This is a genomic window from Helicovermis profundi (genome assembly GCF_033097505.1).
GTDB lineage: Bacteria > Bacillota > Clostridia > Peptostreptococcales > Acidaminobacteraceae > Helicovermis > Helicovermis profundi.
This window is the reverse complement of the sequence record NZ_AP028654.1, coordinates 982,247-1,000,596: the sequence shown is the minus strand read 5'-3', so window position 1 is coordinate 1,000,596 and position 18,350 is coordinate 982,247. Positions and strand designations below refer to the sequence as shown.

The window sequence follows — 18,350 nt, the reverse complement described above, 5'->3', positions numbered from 1 at the left end:
TAGTCTCCATCATGATTTTGTTTTCCCACTCAAAATATATGATTCTTTATTTTCCATAACTATATCTTCCATTTTTAAATTAAGTTCCTTTGCTAATATTTCCATTACTCTAGGAGCACAAAATCCACCTTGACATCTTCCAGATCCTGCTCTTACTCTTCTTTTTACTCCGTTTATAGTCCTAGCACCAGCATTTCTATGAATCGCGTCAATAATTTCTCCTTCAGTAATCATTTCGCAGCGACATATAATTCTCCCAAATGATGGTTCTTTTTTAATTAATTCATTTTTATCCTCAATTGAAAGTTTATCAAACTTTATCCTCGCCCTACGATATGGATTATAATTTTCTTTTAAGCTAACATTCTTAAGAATATTTTTTAATATTTCTTCAACATATTCTGCAATAGCAGGTGATGAAGATAGACCTGGTGATTTTATTCCAGCAACGTTGATAAATTTTGGTATTTTTTTAGATTCTTCTATTATAAAATCGTCTATTGTTGCTTCTGCTCTAAGTCCTGAAAATGTTGTTATATTGAGATTATATGGTATTTTGTCAGTTAAATTTTTTGCAAGTTTTTTAACTAAATTTAATCTTTCAAAAGTTGTATTAATTGATTCTTTAGAATTTTTATTGAGATTTTCTGAATCAGGGCCTATTAAAATATTGCCATCAATCGTTGGAGTAATCAAAGTTCCTTTTCCTAAAGAAGTAGGTGTTGGAAAAATAATATGCTCTACAAACCCTCTTGCTTCTTTATCGAGAAGGAAATACTGACCTCTCCTTGGTCTAATAGAAAATTCGGGTTTATCAGTAACCATATTATAAATATCGTCTGCATAAACACCTGCAGCATTCACAACAATTTTTGCTTCAACTTTCTTATCATTACTTTTGATTAGAAAGTGTTCTTTTAATACTTTTATACTGTTAACTTCAAAATTGAGTTCTAACTTAACACCATTGTCCATTGCATTTTCAGCTAAAGCAATTGTTAGTTCCCACGGCTCTATTATTCCTGCTGTTGGAGCATAAAGGGCTTTTAATACATCACTAGTAAGGTTTTTCTCTAACATAGCAACATTTTTGCCATCTAATATTTTTAAATTTTCAACTCCAAGTTTTTCACCATTTTCTTTTAATTTATATAATACTTTAATTTCCTCTTCATTTTTAGCAACAACTAATGATCCGATTCTTTTAAAAGGTACATTTAATTCACTACATATTTTATCGAACATTTTATTGCCTTTAACGTTTAATTTGCCTTTTTTTGTATTAAAGGGGGCATCATATCCTGCATGAATAATAGCGCTATTTGCTTTACTTGTTCCATTTGACACGTCATTATCACGTTCTAATATAACTATATCAAGCTTATATTTTGATAAAGTTCTTGCAATTATAGTTCCAATTACTCCAGCTCCTATTATTGCAACATCATACATATTATCACCCCATTTTGAAACAATTGTGAATATTATTTTACCAAAATTATACCACATCTTATTTATCCGATGCCTTAGAATTCTAATACCCCTACTTCTTAAAAAAGTGGGAGATAAAGAACTCTAAAAGGCCCTGGATTATGTTTTCTAAGATTCAGTGGGAGTAAAAACTCTCTCTGAATTCAAGAAATTCATTTATTATATGTTATATAAAAATATACCCTATAAAGTAGATAATTAATTATCTATTTATAGGATATATTAAAAATTATGATTTTTTAAATTTCAAATTTTTCTAAGTCACCATTTAATCGTTCAATTTTTTTCTCTAAATCCTCAGATAAGGTTGCAAGTAATTTTACTGATTCATTCTGAGTTTCCATAGAAGCAGAAACCTCTTCTGAGGCTGCTGCAGTTTCTTCAGTAACTGAAACAATATTCTCAATTTTACTTGATACAAGTTCTTTTCTAGAATCAATATCATTAATTTTATTTGAAGATTCATCAATCATTCTTACTATATTTTCAAGTGAAACTCTAATATCATCAAATGATGAACTTACATCAATAGACGCTTTCATTTGTTCGTCATTAATTTTTTCAACAAATCCCATTGAGTCTACAACACTTTCCGATGTTTGCTTAACTTTAAATATCATCTCCGTAATTTGATTAGTAGCATTTGCAGTTTCTTCAGCCAATTTTCTAATCTCATCAGCAACTACAGAAAAACCTTTTCCGGCTTCGCCTGCCCTTGCAGCTTCTATCGATGCATTAAGAGCGAGTAGATTAGTTTGCTCTGCAATACTAGAAATAGTGTCAGTTATACCAGTTATAGTACCAATAACATCTGAAAGTTCATGAGTTTTATCAGAAGTTTTAGTTATTATATCTAATGATTCATTTGATTTAATAGTTAAATTCTCAATTGCTTTTACTCCTTTTAAAGAATTTTTATCTAATTTATTTATTTCTTCAACTTGTTCAGCGTTATAATCAGTAAGACTATTAACTTCACTAGATAAACCTTCCATTAAACGAGCACTTTCTTCAGCGTCCATAGCTTGATTAGTTGCACCTTCAGCAATTTCATTAACAGCAAGAGAAACAGCTTCTGAAATTTCTTCAAGTTCAGATCCATTTTTAGAAAGTTTTACAGAAGATGTACCAATATCATTTGAAAGAAGTAAAATGTTGTTGATAATTTCACTAAGTTCAAGTCTTAAATGCTCAAGACCATCTACCGCCTCACCAATTTCACTAGTAAATGCTGAAAAATGAATTTTATTTGTAAATTTACCCTTTGCTAATTCTTTAATATTAATAGTCATAAGCTCTATAGGTTTAACTATCTTGCTTATAATAATTATTGTAATAAGTCCTAATACTATTAATAAACCAACTCCCATTAATATTATATTTCTAATTGTATTTTTTTGACTATTGTTTGATGTAATTGCAACTTCTTTTTCAAGATTATTAAATTTTTCAACAGTTTCATTAGAAATTTTATTAAGTTCATCCATTTTATAAGCAGCAAATAATGAAAGATCTAATTCTGGAACTTTAACTGCTATTGCAACTTTATTATCACCATTGTATTCATATCTAAGTATTTTAGTTGTATTATCGTTTCCCATTGAATATTCTTTTGCTACTTCTGTAGTAACCGGTTTACCAATTTTTTTATAGGCTTTTGGATCTTCAACGCCATCGTCAGCTGGATGGTAAAAAATGACACCCTTTTTATCTACAGCATAAATATAACCACTTTCGCCAATTTTATAATTTTTTAATAAATTTTGAACAGAAGTTAAAGATATATCTGCACCTACTACACCTATTGCATTACCTTTTTCATCTTCAATTGTTATAGCTGCGGAAATAATCAAGGCTCCAGTTGCAAAATCAATATATGGAGTAGTCCAAATTAATTTTTCTTTATTCTTCATAGCATCTTTATACCATGGTCTAACACGTGGATCATAATCATCAGTTTCCCAACCTGTTGCAGTATATATGCCACCATCCTCATATCCTGCATAAATAAATAAAATACTACCTTTCGATTGTTCGTACACATTTACAAGTGATTTTTTTAATAATGCTCCTGTTTCAATTTTATTTTCAGAATTCATAATTTGTTTTGCACTACTATCTTCTGAAATAATTCTAGTTCCAATTTCAGCATCTCTAAAATAATTTCTTACTGAGTCTCTAACAGCATCCATTTGGTCCATTGTTCCTTTAAGTGCAACATCCGTTAAAGTATTTTTAAACTCTGTAGAAGTTTTTTGACCTTCTGTTGTTATTTTATCAGTAATTGCATTAACATTCGACTTTAATCCATAAATAGAAATACCCGCCGTAATAATTATAGCAATAATTAATAAAATAATAACAATAGAAACATTTAATACTTTTAAACTTATTTTTTTCTTCTTCATATATGCCTCCCCTTTTTTCATTTTACTACTCATATTTATCTATACCACTTTTTCGACAAATTACTCAATAATATAAACATACAATAAAATTGTTTTTCAAATAACATTTCACTTTTACTATTTATTCTCAGTCTTATTTATTATATAATAATATGTGTAAACAATATTTTTACTAAAGGGGAGAAATAATGGATAATAAGAGTCTAATAATTATTGCAGTAATTACAATAGTAGTAGCTGTCGTTGCTATCGCAATATATTATTACAAAAAAAGAAATTTAACAAAATTATTTGAACAAATTTATGTAAGCGCACGCCAGATTCCAAAGCAAAAGAAAAAAAGTTTTTTACTACTAATGTTCATGGAAACAATGTCAGCATCGCTTAAAAAATCAAAAACTACTCCTAATATGAACAAATTAAATAATCCTAAATATCTAGAAATTCAATTAGTTAAAATGTCTAAAATTTTAAAAGATAGTTCTGATATAAAAAATGTTAAAAATAAGAAAACAAAGCAATCGCTTCGTTTGCTAAACGATTATCTAAAATGGGAAGATACTAATAGAAATATTGCATCTTAATATTACTTTCTTTATATTTAAAAAAATAAAATAAATATAGAACAGCCTATAGGTTAAATTGGAAATAACATTCATTAACCTATAGGCTTTTTATAATTTACCAAACTCAGACAACATAAATGAATTTCTTGGAGTTTTTACTCCCACCGAATCTTAGAAAACATAATCCAGGGCCTTTTTAGAGTTCTAATACCCCCACTTTTTTAGAAGTGGGGGTATTAGAACTCTAAGGCATCGGATAAAATATATTTTATCCTGATACTACACGATTTCTTCCATTTTTTTTAGCTCTATAAAGATTTTTATCTGCTCTATATACAACTGACTTCGAATCTTCATCTTCAAAACACTCAACTACTCCTATACTAATAGTTATACTTATATCACCATTTATTACTGTATTTTCAACATTTTCTCGTATTCTTTCTGATAAAATTCTAGAAGTTTCTAAATTAGTCTCAACTGCAACAATAATAAATTCTTCACCACCCCATCGGCCAACAAAGTCAGTTTCCCTTGTGGAATTTTTCATAGCCAATGCTACTTCTTCTAAAACTTCATCTCCAACATTATGACCATATGTGTCGTTAACTTTCTTAAAAAAATCAATATCGCATATTAAAATACTAAGTGGTTTTTCATATCTATTCTTTCTTACTATTTCATCCTCTAAAATATTTTGAATTTTACGTCTATTATATAAATGTGTGAGCTTATCTATTGTCGCTTCTATTTCCAATTTTTTATTAGCCTTAATGAGTTCAGCTGTTCTCATATCTACTATAGCTTCTAAAAGTTCATTTTGTTTTTTTATTCTTATAGTCCTCTCATTAATAATTTTTATTATTAATAATATTACAAGTAAAAAAATAACAATATAGATACCGATTGCCCACCAAGTTTCCCAAGGTGCTTTATCAATTGTAAATGCAAATGTAGTTTCTATTGAATTCCAATTACTATTAGAATCAGTCGCTATTACTTTAAAAATATAATTTCCACTAGGAAGATTTGTATATCTTACTTGTTTTGAACTAATTGCTTTAGACCATTCTTTACTATAACCTTCTAAAACATATTTATATTTTGTTTTTGAATCTGTAATTATATCTAACGAATAAAATCCAAATAATATATCTCTATGCTTATAATCATATATATTATTAACCTTAGAACTATTTGCAAAATTTTCTTTTAAACCTTTGATCATAACTTTATTAATTATAACCTTTGAGCTTATAGATTCCATTTTAATATTATCAGGATGAAAATAATTAAACCCAGAAATTCCACCCATAAAAATTGTACCATCCTTAGATTGCCAATATGCGTAATTGTTAAATTCTAAGTTTTGAATTCCATCCATATAATTATAAGAATGTATCTTTTCAGTTATAGGATTAAATGAATAAATTCCTTTATTTGATGAAATATATAATGTACCATCAGTTGATGGCAAAATTGAATAGGCAGTTCCATTAGGAAGCCCATCTTTTTCAGTGTAATTCTTAAAAGATTTTAAATCTTTTGAAACACGAAATATACCATCACCTCGACTTCCTAACCAATAATAATCTTTATTTTCATAAAAACTAAATATAAAATCAGTGTTTAATTTAATTTTACTATCTTTAGATATATTTATAATTTTTTTTGTTTTTTTGTCAAATATGCTAATTCCATGGTCTGTACCAAACCAAACTCGATTTTTATTATCTTCAAAAAATCTCATTACAAAATTGCTAACTAATCCATCATTTTGTGTATATAGCTTATAATTTTTATCTATTGGACTTTTAATCAAAACACCTTGTTTTGAGCCTATATACTCATAGCCATCTTTATCTATATATAATGCAATCCATGCTGATGAGGGTATAGGAAGTTTTGATTTCGAAGTATATTCAATAAATTTATCTAATTTAGAATCATAAATACTAATTCCATTCCATGAAAATACAAATAACCTTCCATCATTTGAAGCAAACATACCTCTAACTTTACCAGCTTGTTTATCAGGAAAATTACCAAGATTTTCCGAATAATGTATATAGCCTTTTATTGATTCGTCCCATCGACTTACTCCTTTTGAAGACGCAACCCACAAGTAATTATTTTTTTTATCATAGTAGAATCCACGAATTGTATTATCTAATAGAGAAAATTTATTATATATATTATTTTTTACTACATGAAACTTTTGATTTCTATAACTATAAATTGAAACTCCATTTGTATTAGTTCCAATCCAAATTTGATTGCGACTATCTTCATATATAACACGAACATCGTTTTTACTTAAAGAGTGTTCGTCTTCAGGAGAATGTATATAATGCTTTATTTTCTTTGAAGAAATATCTATATTATAGATACCATTATTAAATGTACCAATCCAAATTTGTCCAATTGTATCTTTGTGAATTGCAGAAATAGTATCCATATTAGTATTTTTAAATAATTCAAAATTTTGGAATTGTTTTGTTTCTGTATTAAATAATAATAAATTTGTATTTCCTTCTTGAACAAGAAAAAAATTATCTTTACATTTGATTATATTTTTGAATTCATTTTTAGAATAATTATATATAGATATTGAATTACTCTTATTTAAAGAAATTGAAAAAAATCCTTTTTCTGTTGCAGCCCAAATTTTATTTTCATTATCAATTAAAAGTTTTTCAATACCTATTTTATCTAAAACGTTATTATCTAAAAATTGATTTTTTATTAAATCGTAGATATAAATACCTTTATTAGTAGCAATAACTATTCTTTTATTGCTATCTTCCTTTATATCTCTAATATCAGTAATTATTTTTCCATAAGCATCTTTTATAATAAGTTTATCAAAATTATCATTTTTAGTATTATATAAATCAATTCCTCCGTTCATTGTTCCTACCCAAATAGTTCCCTCTGAATCTTCAAAGAGTTGCTTAATAGTATTATTCGATATACTTGTATTATCTTTGAAATTATGCTTATAGTAAATAAAACTATCTCCATTATATCTATTAAGTCCATCTTGTGTACCAATCCATATACGACCTTTTGTATCTACTAAAACACTTTCAATACTTGATTGTGATAATCCAGATGACATTGTAATATTTTTAAAAACACCATCATTTTCTGTGCTAAAATCATGATCAGATAACAAAGAAAAACTAATTGAGTGAAAAGAAACAATTATAATAATAGTTAAAATTAATACACGAATTTTTTTCATAAATACTCCTTTCATACTTATTTATGACAATCACTAATTACTATTAATATTTTTATATATTAAAACTTTTATTTTAACCTATACAATATAATTATAGCATTATTTAATTTGTTATAATTTTATTTATACCTCCTAATTAAATACCCTTTTACAGACTAAGGCTAATAGAAATTTAATACAAAAGATTACCCATACTCATTATATATTAAGAGTAAATTTCACATTTTTTTAATTGATAACTATTATTAATTAAAAATTAATGTTATAATTATATATATTAATTTTGGAGGGATTTTATGTTAATTGCTTGTGCTACAGATAATGGAACAGAATTTTGTATTAGACATTTTGGAGATGCTATATATTATGATATTTATGAAATTGATTCTAATTCTATTGTTTTTATAAATAGAATTGAAAATACTACCGAAGAAGAAAAGAAACATGCTGATCCAAATAAAGCCAAAGGTATTCTAAGTATTTTAAAAAAAGAAAATATAAATATTGCAATTACAAAAGTATTTGGCCCAAATATAAAAAGAATTTCAAAAAAATTATTACCTGTTATTTCTGAAAATATTTTAATTGAAGAAAGTTTGAATGAACTCCAAAAAAATTATGATTTATTATTAAATATTCTTAGTAAATCTAACCACTCTTATTTTGATTTATTAAGTAATAAGGAAGTGATTTTAAATGAATAATGAAGGTATGGGAAAAAACAAAAAAAATTTTGGATTAGGTGTTAATGGGAAATGTGTTTGTCCTAAATGCGGATATTCTCAAGAACATAAACGTGGGATTCCTTGCTATGAAGTAAAATGTCCTAAATGTAATTTCTCATTAACTAGAGAAGAATTAAGAGAAAAATAGATTTTAATATATAAGCGACCTCTAAAAAATTAATTTTATAAGGTCGTTTTTTTTTTATTTTATAAGTAATAGAATTACTCATATAAAATATTCAATTTTATAGCACTTACTATCAGTCTAACAATGTCAATATTTCGTATCCTTCTTCAGTAACTAAAATTGTATGCTCCCATTGAGCGGATAAAGAACCATCAATAGTTTTAATTGTCCACCCATCATCTAACATCTTAACATCAAAACTTCCCTCATTAATCATAGGTTCAATAGTAAACATCATTCCAGGAACCATAATCATTCCAAGTTCGTCCGTTTCAAAATGATTTATAAATGGTTCTTCATGAAATTTAACTCCTATTCCATGACCTCCTAATGCTTCGACTACTGAATAGCCTTTTTTTATAGCATATTTTTCGATAGCTTTTCCAATATTTGATATTGTATTATATGGTTTAACTTCACCTATACCAATCATCATACATTCATATGTTTCTTCAACAAGTCGCCTAGCTTCTTCACTTACTTCACCTATCATATACATACGACTAGAATCTGAAAAATAACCATCTAAATTCGTTGTCAAATCAATATTAATAATATCACCATCTTTCAATACCTCATCACTCGGTATTCCGTGGCAAACTACATCATTTACAGATGTGCAACAGCTTTTAGTAAAGCCATTGTAACCAAGTGTTGCTGGCAAAGCATTTCTTTCAACGGTATAATCATGTACCCATCTATCAATATCACTAGTTTTAATACCTGCTACAATTTTATCTTCCAAATATTTAAATATACCCTTAGTTATTTCAGAGCTTTTTCTAACTCCTTCAATAATTTCATCACTATAAATAATTCTATGGTCAGGAATTTCATATCCTTCTTTAGATAAAATTTTTAATTTCTCATCCATATGCAAATGGCACTTTTTATACTTTTTACCACTACCACACCAACAAAGATCATTTCTTAATCTCAATATCTTCACCTCAGCTATTTTATAATCATTTTTCATATGATAAAATTCTTATTAACTAAATAATTATATCACGTTTTTTAATTAATAAACATTATCAATTAAAAAAGAATTATATCAATTTACTGCCGTAAATTAAAGATTTCAATATTTTCTTAACTATAGCTATTGCAATGGCTTTTGTAGTCTCTAAACTAAATTTTACGTATCATATTTTCATCATCCATAAAATACTGTCTACAATTGTAGATAAGAAAAGCTCCCCTTGTATTATAATTTTATTTAAGTGATTAAATAATAAGACATAAGAAGCTTTTTTCTATTTTATTTTTTCTTACAATATCCTTACTCTAAATTAATTTTTTTATTCAAAAATCCACGAATTTTCTAAATACCAATTAACAACATTTTCTAGTTCTACATCAAAATTATATATTGGCGACCAATTCAATGTGTTTTTTAATTTATCTGCATTTATTGAATATTTTACGTCATGTGACAATCTATCTTCTACATTTTTTATTAAACTATAATCTTTTCCTACAATATCTATAATCTTTTTTACAACATCTATATTTTGTTTCTCTTCATTTGTTGTTATATTGTAGATTTCAAATAGTATACCATCATGCAAAATAACATCTATAGCCCTAACGTGATCTAACACATGTATCCACTCTCTAATTTGTTTTCCATCTCCATATAGAGGTATTTCTTCATTATTTATGCACTTTTTAATTACTAATGGTATTAATTTTTCTGGAAATTGATATTTTCCATAATTATTTGCGCATCTAGTTATATTAAATGGTAATTTAAATGTTTTTCCATATGATATAACCATTAAATCTGCACTCGCTTTGCTTGCTGCATATGGATTAGTTGCCAATAAATTTGTTTTTTCTGTAAAAATTTCTTCATCAGTATACGATCCATATACTTCATCCGTTGAAATTTGAATAAATCTTACATTATCTTTATATATAGGATAACCATGATTATCTGTATTAATTTGCCATTCTTTTTTTGCAACATCTAAAAGTATTGAAGTTCCAACTATATTTGTTCTTACAAATGGATTTGAATCTTCAATGCTTCTATCCACATGAGTTTCAGCTGCAATATTAATAATATAATCAATATCATATTTTTTAAAAACCGATAAAATAAACGACATATCTGCAATATCACCTTTCTCAAAGTAATATCTAGATTCTTTTTCAACATCTTTTAGATACTCTAAATTGCCTGAATATGTGATTTTATCAATATTTACAATAATATAATTCTTATATTTTTTTAATATATATTTTATAAAATTGCTTCCAACAAAACCAAGACCACCTGTAACAAGAATTGTTTTCATAAAACAACCTCCATTTAGTAATACAATTGATACATCTTATTATATTTTAACATCTAATAACAATAAAGGTAATCACTAAAAAGCGATTACCTTTACTATTATTTATGAAATTGAATTTTAATTACTGAACTACATCATATCCTTTATTAGTCCATCCAAGTGGTGCATTTGAACCAACACCCATTCCTCCGTTAAGAGAAACTGCATCATAGCCTAATAATCTCATTGCTGCTGTTGCTTGTCCTGCTGTTTGTCCACTATAACAATATACTACGATTTTTTTATCTTTTGGTAAATCAGAGAATCCACTTGCCATATCTTTACCATAAGGTAAATTTACAGCTCCTTCAATATGCCCTTTTGCATAATCTTCAGCACTTCTTGCTGATAAGATATATATTGAATCATCTTTTTCTTCAATTTTTTGTTTTAAGTTTGCTTCTGAAATTTTATAGTTTTTGAAGATTGTTTCTTTAACATCACTAAGTCCTGCATAATATGCATCTAGTGCAGATTGAATGCCTTTATCGATTTCTGTAACGTCTTCTGTTAAAACACTTTCGTCTGTTGTAACAAATTCTTCGTAACCTTCTACTTTAGATATTCCAAAGTTCCATCCAAGGTTTACACTTCTTGCATCAAATCCTGCTATTACTAATGTATTAACTGCTTGTCCTGCTGTTTGTCCACTATAACAATGTACGAAGAGTGGCTTATCTGAAGGAAGTTTTGTAAGAATATCACTTACTGCAGTTCCCCAAGGTGCATTTACTGCTCCTTTAATATGTCCTTTTGCATAATCATCAGCACTTCTTATATCAAGAATTGTCATATCTTCATTTGCTTTAACTTTATCTAAAAATTCTACTTGATTAATTTTATAAATATGCTTTGGCATATTGGCAAAATACTCATTTTCTAGCACTTCTAAACTAAGTGAACTTACAACTGGGTACCCTTTATTTAACCAACCACTAGGTGAATTTGATGCTTTTCCCATACCACCATTAAGTGATACTGCATCATACCCCATTAATCTTAATCCTGCTGTTGTTTCTCCTGCTGTTTGTCCTGTATAGCAGTATACTACTATTTTCTTGTCCTTTGGAAGAACGCTAAAACCTTCTTGCATTCCTTTTGCCCAAGGAATATTTATAGCTCCTTCAATATGTCCTTCACTAAAATCTACTGCTTGTCTAACCGATACAAGAAATATTGAATCATCTTTGTTATCTAACATTTCTTTTAAATTGGCTTCTGAAATTTTATAATTTTTATATTTTGTATCTTTTACAGCACTTAGTCCTTCATAATATTGATTTAATGCTTCTTGTACTACTGGATTAATTTCTGTAACATCTTCTGTCAACACATTTGCTTCAGTAGAAGTTACAGCTTCAATTCCTTCAACTTTTGAAAGCCCTAAATTCCACCCAAAATGAACAGTTCTTGCTTCAAATCCAGCTACAACTAATGTATTTACAGCTTGTCCTGCTGTTTGGCCACTATAACAATAAACATAAAGAGGTTTATCTGATGGTATTTTTGTAAGTATATCACTTATTGCAGTTCCCCAAGGCGCATTTACCGCTCCTTTTACATGGCCTGCAGCATAATCATTAGCGCTTCTTATATCAAGAATTGTCATGTTCTCATTATTCTTTACCATTTCAACAAACTTAACTTCATTGACCATATATGAGTCACTTGGTTTATTTGCAAAATACTCATTTTCCAATGTTTCTAAACTAACAACCTCGGCTGCTGGTTCTTCAGCCACTGCAACATCCTCTTTAACTTCCATTGATGTATCTTCAGTAACTGGTGTGCTTGCACAACCTGCTATACTAAAAGCTAACATTAATATTAGAAGTAACGATAATACTTTAGAAGTATTCTTATTCATTTTTTTTCCCCCTTAATAGTTTGTTCAATTTTTAACATAATGTTTTAAATAAAAATATTTATCCATAACTATATTCCCCTTTCTAAGAGAAATAAATTCTAATGGATTATATGATCATTATCTTTAGAAGAAATATTTACCTCTTCTAAAGATAATAATTTTATTTTTTTATGATGCATCCTGCTCTGTAATAACTTCAGTATCAGTCTTTTCTTCAACAGGCATATTACTATTACTCCATTCTAACCATGCACCGTCATATACTTTTACATTTTCAAATCCAGCTTCTTTTAGAAGAAGTGCGGTTTGTGTAGCTCTATATGAAGATTTACAATATAGAATAATATTTGAATCTTTTTCGAAACCTAAGTCATTGTAATTTAAAAAAATATTTGTTTCGCTTTTGAATGTACCATCAGTATAACAATTATTTGAATTTGAATAATTAATCGCTGTAGGAATAGCACCTTCATCAAATTCAGCTTTCGTTCTTACATCAATTATTTTTATGTTTTCATCTTCAATTGCGTTTTTTACATCTTCAATTGAAGCATACATACTATCATCAAAATCTTTTGCGGTATATACAGTTTTTTTCATTTTTCTAGCACTAGCACTTAATTCAAGAGAATTTCTTACAATTGCGTCTGCACCACCATTAATAACTTTTACATTTTCATGTCCATATCCTTTTAATACCCACCATACTCTTGAAGAAAAAACTCCATTTGATCCATCATATATAAGTACCAATGTATCATTAGAAATACCATTCTCGCTAAGTACACTTTCAATAGTAGCTTTATCAGCAATTAATGCACCAACATCACCTGTTTTATCGAAATTACTTGGTGCTAGGTTTATTGCACCTTTTAAATGACCTTTTGCATATTCTTCTGATTTTCTTGCATCAACTACAACTACATTTGATTCACCTATCACTTCTTTTAGTTCGCTAACTTCAATAATATTTACAGAACCATCATAGGTAGTTTTATTTACGCAACCTACAACACCTAATGCAACAGTTAAAACTACTAAAAGAATAATCCACTTTTTAGAAAGAAGCTTCATATTGACCTCCAATCGACATTTAATTTTTTTAGGAAAAATTATTGTTAAATACAATCTAAAGATCGTTAATATTTCTTCAATCTTTGTTTAAATTATAATACATTTTTGTGCCTATTTGCTATTAACTTTACTTATGTAGTATATGATTATTATATAATTCTTATAGCACAAAATGAATATATTAAGTTATAATATAATAAACTTGACTATATTAGTAAGGAGTGTTCAATATGTTAAGCAATTTAATTAAACAAAAAAATATAGTTTTCTTGATATTAATATTTTTTATAGTTAATATCATTTTTTTGACGAGCTTTCCATTTATTCATTCTGATGAACCCTGGCTAAGTGGTCTTTCTAGAGAAATATCTATAGAAAAAACTTTTAACACTACAGAAACTTTTTTTGATTTATATCCCAGACATCCAAATAGTTTAAAGTCAGTATTCATAATAATACAAATTATATTTTTAAAAGTTTTCGGCTACTCGATTTTTACATTTAGATTAATTTCACTTATTTTCTCTTCTTTAAGTCTATTTTTCTTTTATAAATTACTAAAAATCACCTATAGCGAATTATCTTCTTTAATTGGCTCAAGCTTGCTTGCATTAAATATTCAATTTATATACTCAAGTCATTTCGCTCGGCAAGAAGCACTAATTTTATTTATTTTTATTCTATCTTTATACCTAATTGATAATAAAAAATACACGACTTTAAATTTAGCTATTTCAATAAGTTTTTGGATTCATCCAAATAGTTATATTATAGCTTTAATTATATTTTCTATATTATTTTATAAAAATGCTTATAAAGAACTAAAATCATTTGTACTTTTTTGCAGTCTATCTACCTTATTACTAATTGCTACAAACTTTATGCTTAATATAAATTTTATAAAAAATTATATAGATTATGGTTCTACGCTTGGTGTGACATCAAATATTAATAGTAGATTTTTAAATTTTATAAGTTTCTTTAAAAAACTATACTTAGAAATTAGTGGTACTTACTATGTACCTAATATTAAAATTTATTACTATATTTGCTTAGTTAGCACATCTTTAGCAGTTTTTATTAAAGAGAGTCGAAAATATTTACTATCAATTCTAATGTTATTACTTGGAATTTTTATTGTTGGAAGAAATAATGCAACTTCAATAATATTTATTTTTCCACTTATTATTCTATTATTTATGGAAATTTTAGATAATATTTTTAATAAAAAACGCATTAAGATTCTATTGCTTTCACTTTTTCTTATATTAACAATTGCAAATACTACAATTAATATATTTAACGCACCTATAAATGACTATAGTACATATATCTCAAATATAAATTCCTATGTTTCAAAGAATTCTAAAGTTCTATGTAATTTAAATGCGGAATATGCATTTAATAATGGAAATCTATTTGATTTTAGAAATCTAGTTTATTTAAAAGAAAATAATATTAGTCTTTCTGAATATATAAAAAAAAATAAGATTGAATATATAATTCTTTCTAATGAAATAGAGTATATCAATAACAATAGACAGTGGAATATAGTTTATGGAGATGTATCAAGCTACTACGATGAATTAGATACTTTTATAAAGACTAACTGTTCTTTAGAAGGAAGTTTTATAAGTAATGATTATGGAATTAGAATTGTTAGATATATTAATGAAGGTATTTGGAATATTAATATTTATAAAGTGAAAAACAGTTACTAATAAAGGTTTAATCTTTATTAGTAACTGTTTTTTTACATTTTAGATATAATTTTCTGGTAAAAATCAATATATTCCTTATCAAACTCATCAATATTTTTTTCTGCAATTTTTTTTGAAATACTATTTTCTATTATAATAACTTTATCATTTTTTAAAATAATAATTTCATCCGATATTTTTATTGCTTCTCTAATATCATGAGTTACAAATACAAAGGTTAAATTTTCAACATTAGATACTTTAATTAAAATATCTTGAAGCGAACTTCTTAGTGAATTGTCCAAGCTAGAAAACGGTTCATCTAAAAATAATATTTTAGGTTTATTATATATAGATCTTGCTATTGCAACTCTTTGTTTCATTCCACCAGATAATTCATTTGGAAATTTATCTTTAGATTCTTCTAGTTCAATTAACTCTAATAATTTTTCTAAACGCTTTTTATCAAACGCTTTCTTTTTCACTGGAAAAATAATATTATCCACTACACTCATCCAAGGAAATAATTGATCAAATTCTTGAAATACAAAACCTATATCTAAATTTGGTGGGGTATTTATTTCACTATAATCAAGTTGTCCCTTAAATTCCTTGTCAAATCCAGCTAATATATTTAAGAGTGTTGATTTTCCAACACCAGATTTTCCTAATATAACTATTTTCTTACCTTCATTAATTTCAAAATTAATATCTTTTAATACTTTTTTATTATCAAAAGTTTTGCAAACATTATTTAATTTAATCTTTAAGGCCATTTCCCCACCTCTTATACGTAAGTTTTTCAAGTTTCTTAAATACAATATTTTCTACGCTTATTCCAACTATAATTACTATTAAAAGACCTGCAAAAAGACCCTTAGTGTCCATAAATGCTCTTCTTTCGAATAAATACCAACCAATGCCACTTCCCATAGCTCCAAATATCATTTCAGCACTTATTAATGCTCTAAACGATCTTGCCCATCCTATTTCAATACCATTTAAAATATATGGTATCGACGAAGGTATCATAATTCTATAAACCTTTTCAAAACTTGATAATTCATAATTTGAAGCAATTAAATAATATTTTTTTGGAATACAATTAAAACCTGTTCTAATACTAATTATTAAGGGCCAAATTGTAGAATGAAGCAAAATAATAATTAAGGATCCTCGTCCAACGCCAAACCACAAGATAACAAGTGGTAATAATGCGATACTTGGAAGTGGATGTAATATAGAAATAAAAGTATCAACAATATCACTAATTCTTTTATTTATAGTTGCAAAATACGAAACTAATAAAGCTATAATTAAACTAGCAGTTAAACTAAATATTATTATTATTATTGATTTAAATGTCATCACAATAATATCTAATTTTATAATTTCTCTATAGAGTTTTATGAAAACCTCAGTAAAACTTGGAAAAGCAATCTCTGGAAATATTCCAATATATGCAACTACTTCCCAACATAGAATCAATACAATAACTAAACTTATTTTTGTTTTATTCATACTTAACCCTGCATACATATAGGTAAATCTTAGTATGCTCTCCTCTTAAATATACTATTTTTCACGATATAAATGAATTTCTTGGATTCAGAGTGAGTTTTTACTCCCTTTGAATCTTAGTAAACATAATCCAGGGCCTTTTTAGAGTTCTTTATCCCCCACTTTTTTAAGAAGTGGGGGTATTAGAACTCTAAGGCATCGGATAAATACTCAAAATTATAATGTAATATCAATTATATTCTACATACCGTAAACTACATCTTCAATTTCTATTTTATCACTAATATAATCATTTTCTTTTAAAAATTTAATAAAAGTATCTAAACCTTTTACAGAATCACCATAAATCATATTTCTATTATATAAGTAATCCTCCAAATCTTCTCTATCAATATTATAAGATTTAGATAAAATTTCTAATGTTTCATTCCTATTATTATCAATAAACTCAAAGACATCATTTAATGCCTTTTTTAAAATTTCAATATCATCTTTTTTATTAACTAAAGCATTTTTATTAACTGCACCTACTATAAAAGTAAACTCATCTCCAAAAGCTTCATCACCAGTTAGAATTGTATTTAATCCTTCATTTTGTTCCATAAACAAATATGGCGGCGAAGTAAAATGAAGTTTAATATCACTTCCTGAAACGAGTGCAGTCATTCCATCTGGATGTTTCATCGAAACTAATTGTTTGTCAAAGTATTTAGCGTCATTAAATTCTCTTTTTGCTGCCATTGATAATAGAATATGCTGAATACTTCCTGGCTGAGGCAGTGCAATTTTATCAGATTTACTTATATCTCTTAAATTTTTTATTCTATTATCTGATGTTACTAAACCAAGCGGACTACTTGAAAGTCCAGTAAAAATTTTCCATTTCATCCCATTGTCACTTCCGATTAAGAAAGGTGGTATTCCCATAAAACCAATATCTAAATTGTCAGATATCATTGATTCTCTTATCGCTGTAGTATTAGCTAGTTTAACCCATTCTAATGTAAGATTTTCATCATAATTTTTAATAAAATTCTTTTCTTTTAATATAATAAGAGGTGCATATGCAAGACCATATTGCTCGGCTATTTTTATACTTCTAACTTTAGTAACACTACTATCAATTTGATTATTATCTACTTTTGATGTACATCCCGTTAAACCTAATAAAACAACAATTAAAACCCCGATTAATAATTTTTTCACAATAACACTCCTAATT

14 protein-coding genes are annotated in these 18,350 nt (G+C 26.9%); 4 read left to right on the top strand and 10 right to left on the bottom strand.

Translation table 11 applies throughout. The annotated features are described in order from the left end of the window. Positions 1 to 9: 9 nt before the first annotated feature. Both AACH12_RS04310 and AACH12_RS04305 read right to left on the bottom strand, forming a co-directional pair. Entirely contained in the window at positions 10 to 1,452 is a 1,443-nt protein-coding gene (locus AACH12_RS04310) for an NAD(P)/FAD-dependent oxidoreductase (RefSeq protein ID WP_338537342.1), read from the bottom strand. Between the two features lie 278 nt (positions 1,453 to 1,730). Then, positions 1,731 to 3,899, bottom strand: a complete 2,169-nt coding sequence (locus AACH12_RS04305; protein WP_338536846.1) for a methyl-accepting chemotaxis protein — start codon at positions 3,897 to 3,899, stop codon at positions 1,731 to 1,733. Positions 3,900 to 4,087: 188 nt separating this feature from the next. On the opposite strand from AACH12_RS04305, the gene AACH12_RS04300 reads away from it, so the two are divergent. Continuing rightward, on the top strand, positions 4,088 to 4,483 hold the full coding sequence (locus AACH12_RS04300) for a hypothetical protein (RefSeq protein WP_338536845.1): 396 nt from the start codon (positions 4,088 to 4,090) through the stop codon (positions 4,481 to 4,483). Positions 4,484 to 4,733: 250 nt separating this feature from the next. Here AACH12_RS04300 and AACH12_RS04295 read toward each other — a convergent pair whose 3' ends face one another. Then, positions 4,734 to 7,712, bottom strand: coding sequence for a ligand-binding sensor domain-containing protein (locus AACH12_RS04295; protein ID WP_338536844.1), 2,979 nt, complete (start codon positions 7,710 to 7,712; stop codon positions 4,734 to 4,736). Positions 7,713 to 8,008: 296 nt separating this feature from the next. On the opposite strand from AACH12_RS04295, the gene AACH12_RS04290 reads away from it, so the two are divergent. Then, the gene (locus AACH12_RS04290) at positions 8,009 to 8,416 is read left to right on the top strand and encodes a NifB/NifX family molybdenum-iron cluster-binding protein (RefSeq protein WP_338536843.1); all 408 of its coding nucleotides are present in this window, start codon (positions 8,009 to 8,011) and stop codon (positions 8,414 to 8,416) included. Next, positions 8,409 to 8,585 carry a hypothetical protein gene (locus tag AACH12_RS04285; protein ID WP_338536842.1) on the top strand — a complete coding sequence of 59 codons (177 nt, stop codon included), beginning with the start codon at positions 8,409 to 8,411 and terminating at the stop codon, positions 8,583 to 8,585. Before AACH12_RS04290 ends, AACH12_RS04285 begins: the two co-directional genes overlap by 8 nt. A 112-nt stretch (positions 8,586 to 8,697) precedes the next feature. On the opposite strand, the gene map is transcribed toward AACH12_RS04285, so the two are convergent. From map to AACH12_RS04265, 4 genes are all read right to left on the bottom strand, one after another. Next, positions 8,698 to 9,564, bottom strand: a complete 867-nt coding sequence (gene map / locus AACH12_RS04280) for a type I methionyl aminopeptidase (protein ID WP_338536841.1) — start codon at positions 9,562 to 9,564, stop codon at positions 8,698 to 8,700. Between the two features lie 361 nt (positions 9,565 to 9,925). Further along, a complete protein-coding gene (gene rfbB, locus AACH12_RS04275; RefSeq protein ID WP_338536840.1) occupies positions 9,926 to 10,927 on the bottom strand; it encodes a dTDP-glucose 4,6-dehydratase in 1,002 nt (333 codons plus the stop codon). A gap of 121 nt (positions 10,928 to 11,048) precedes the next feature. Further along, positions 11,049 to 12,833 (bottom strand): rhodanese-like domain-containing protein, encoded by a 1,785-nt coding sequence (locus AACH12_RS04270; RefSeq protein WP_338536839.1) that lies wholly within the window; start codon positions 12,831 to 12,833, stop codon positions 11,049 to 11,051. 168 nt (positions 12,834 to 13,001) lie between these two features. After that, positions 13,002 to 13,907 carry a sulfurtransferase gene (locus AACH12_RS04265; RefSeq protein ID WP_338536838.1) on the bottom strand — a complete coding sequence of 302 codons (906 nt, stop codon included), beginning with the start codon at positions 13,905 to 13,907 and terminating at the stop codon, positions 13,002 to 13,004. Between the two features lie 230 nt (positions 13,908 to 14,137). Between AACH12_RS04265 and AACH12_RS04260 the strand changes: the two genes are divergently transcribed. Beyond that, the gene (locus AACH12_RS04260) at positions 14,138 to 15,628 is read left to right on the top strand and encodes an ArnT family glycosyltransferase (protein WP_338536837.1); all 1,491 of its coding nucleotides are present in this window, start codon (positions 14,138 to 14,140) and stop codon (positions 15,626 to 15,628) included. Between the two features lie 32 nt (positions 15,629 to 15,660). Here AACH12_RS04260 and AACH12_RS04255 read toward each other — a convergent pair whose 3' ends face one another. From AACH12_RS04255 to AACH12_RS04245, 3 genes are all read right to left on the bottom strand, one after another. Further along, the gene (locus AACH12_RS04255) at positions 15,661 to 16,383 is read right to left on the bottom strand and encodes an ABC transporter ATP-binding protein (RefSeq protein ID WP_338536836.1); all 723 of its coding nucleotides are present in this window, start codon (positions 16,381 to 16,383) and stop codon (positions 15,661 to 15,663) included. Beyond that, positions 16,367 to 17,128: an ABC transporter permease gene (locus AACH12_RS04250; protein WP_338536835.1), complete on the bottom strand. Its 762-nt coding sequence runs from the start codon at positions 17,126 to 17,128 to the stop codon at positions 16,367 to 16,369. Before AACH12_RS04250 ends, AACH12_RS04255 begins: the two co-directional genes overlap by 17 nt. 240 nt (positions 17,129 to 17,368) lie before the next feature. Further along, positions 17,369 to 18,334 carry an ABC transporter substrate-binding protein gene (locus AACH12_RS04245; protein ID WP_338536834.1) on the bottom strand — a complete coding sequence of 322 codons (966 nt, stop codon included), beginning with the start codon at positions 18,332 to 18,334 and terminating at the stop codon, positions 17,369 to 17,371. Positions 18,335 to 18,350 lie beyond the last annotated feature (16 nt).

Bases quoted from the DNA above. Each gene is read 5' to 3' on its own strand.
- AACH12_RS04305 (WP_338536846.1), bottom strand. From the start codon at position 3,899: ATGAAGAAGAAAAAAATAAGTTTAAAAGTATTAAATGTTTCTATTGTT.
- rfbB (WP_338536840.1), bottom strand. From the start codon at position 10,927: ATGAAAACAATTCTTGTTACAGGTGGTCTTGGTTTTGTTGGAAGCAAT.
- AACH12_RS04265 (WP_338536838.1), bottom strand. From the start codon at position 13,907: ATGAAGCTTCTTTCTAAAAAGTGGATTATTCTTTTAGTAGTTTTAACT.
- AACH12_RS04260 (WP_338536837.1), top strand. From the start codon at position 14,138: ATGTTAAGCAATTTAATTAAACAAAAAAATATAGTTTTCTTGATATTA.
- AACH12_RS04300 (WP_338536845.1), top strand. From the start codon at position 4,088: ATGGATAATAAGAGTCTAATAATTATTGCAGTAATTACAATAGTAGTA.
- AACH12_RS04270 (WP_338536839.1), bottom strand. From the start codon at position 12,833: ATGAATAAGAATACTTCTAAAGTATTATCGTTACTTCTAATATTAATG.
- AACH12_RS04290 (WP_338536843.1), top strand. From the start codon at position 8,009: ATGTTAATTGCTTGTGCTACAGATAATGGAACAGAATTTTGTATTAGA.
- AACH12_RS04310 (WP_338537342.1), bottom strand. From the start codon at position 1,452: ATGTATGATGTTGCAATAATAGGAGCTGGAGTAATTGGAACTATAATT.
- AACH12_RS04255 (WP_338536836.1), bottom strand. From the start codon at position 16,383: ATGGCCTTAAAGATTAAATTAAATAATGTTTGCAAAACTTTTGATAAT.
- AACH12_RS04295 (WP_338536844.1), bottom strand. From the start codon at position 7,712: ATGAAAAAAATTCGTGTATTAATTTTAACTATTATTATAATTGTTTCT.
- AACH12_RS04250 (WP_338536835.1), bottom strand. From the start codon at position 17,128: ATGAATAAAACAAAAATAAGTTTAGTTATTGTATTGATTCTATGTTGG.
- AACH12_RS04285 (WP_338536842.1), top strand. From the start codon at position 8,409: ATGAATAATGAAGGTATGGGAAAAAACAAAAAAAATTTTGGATTAGGT.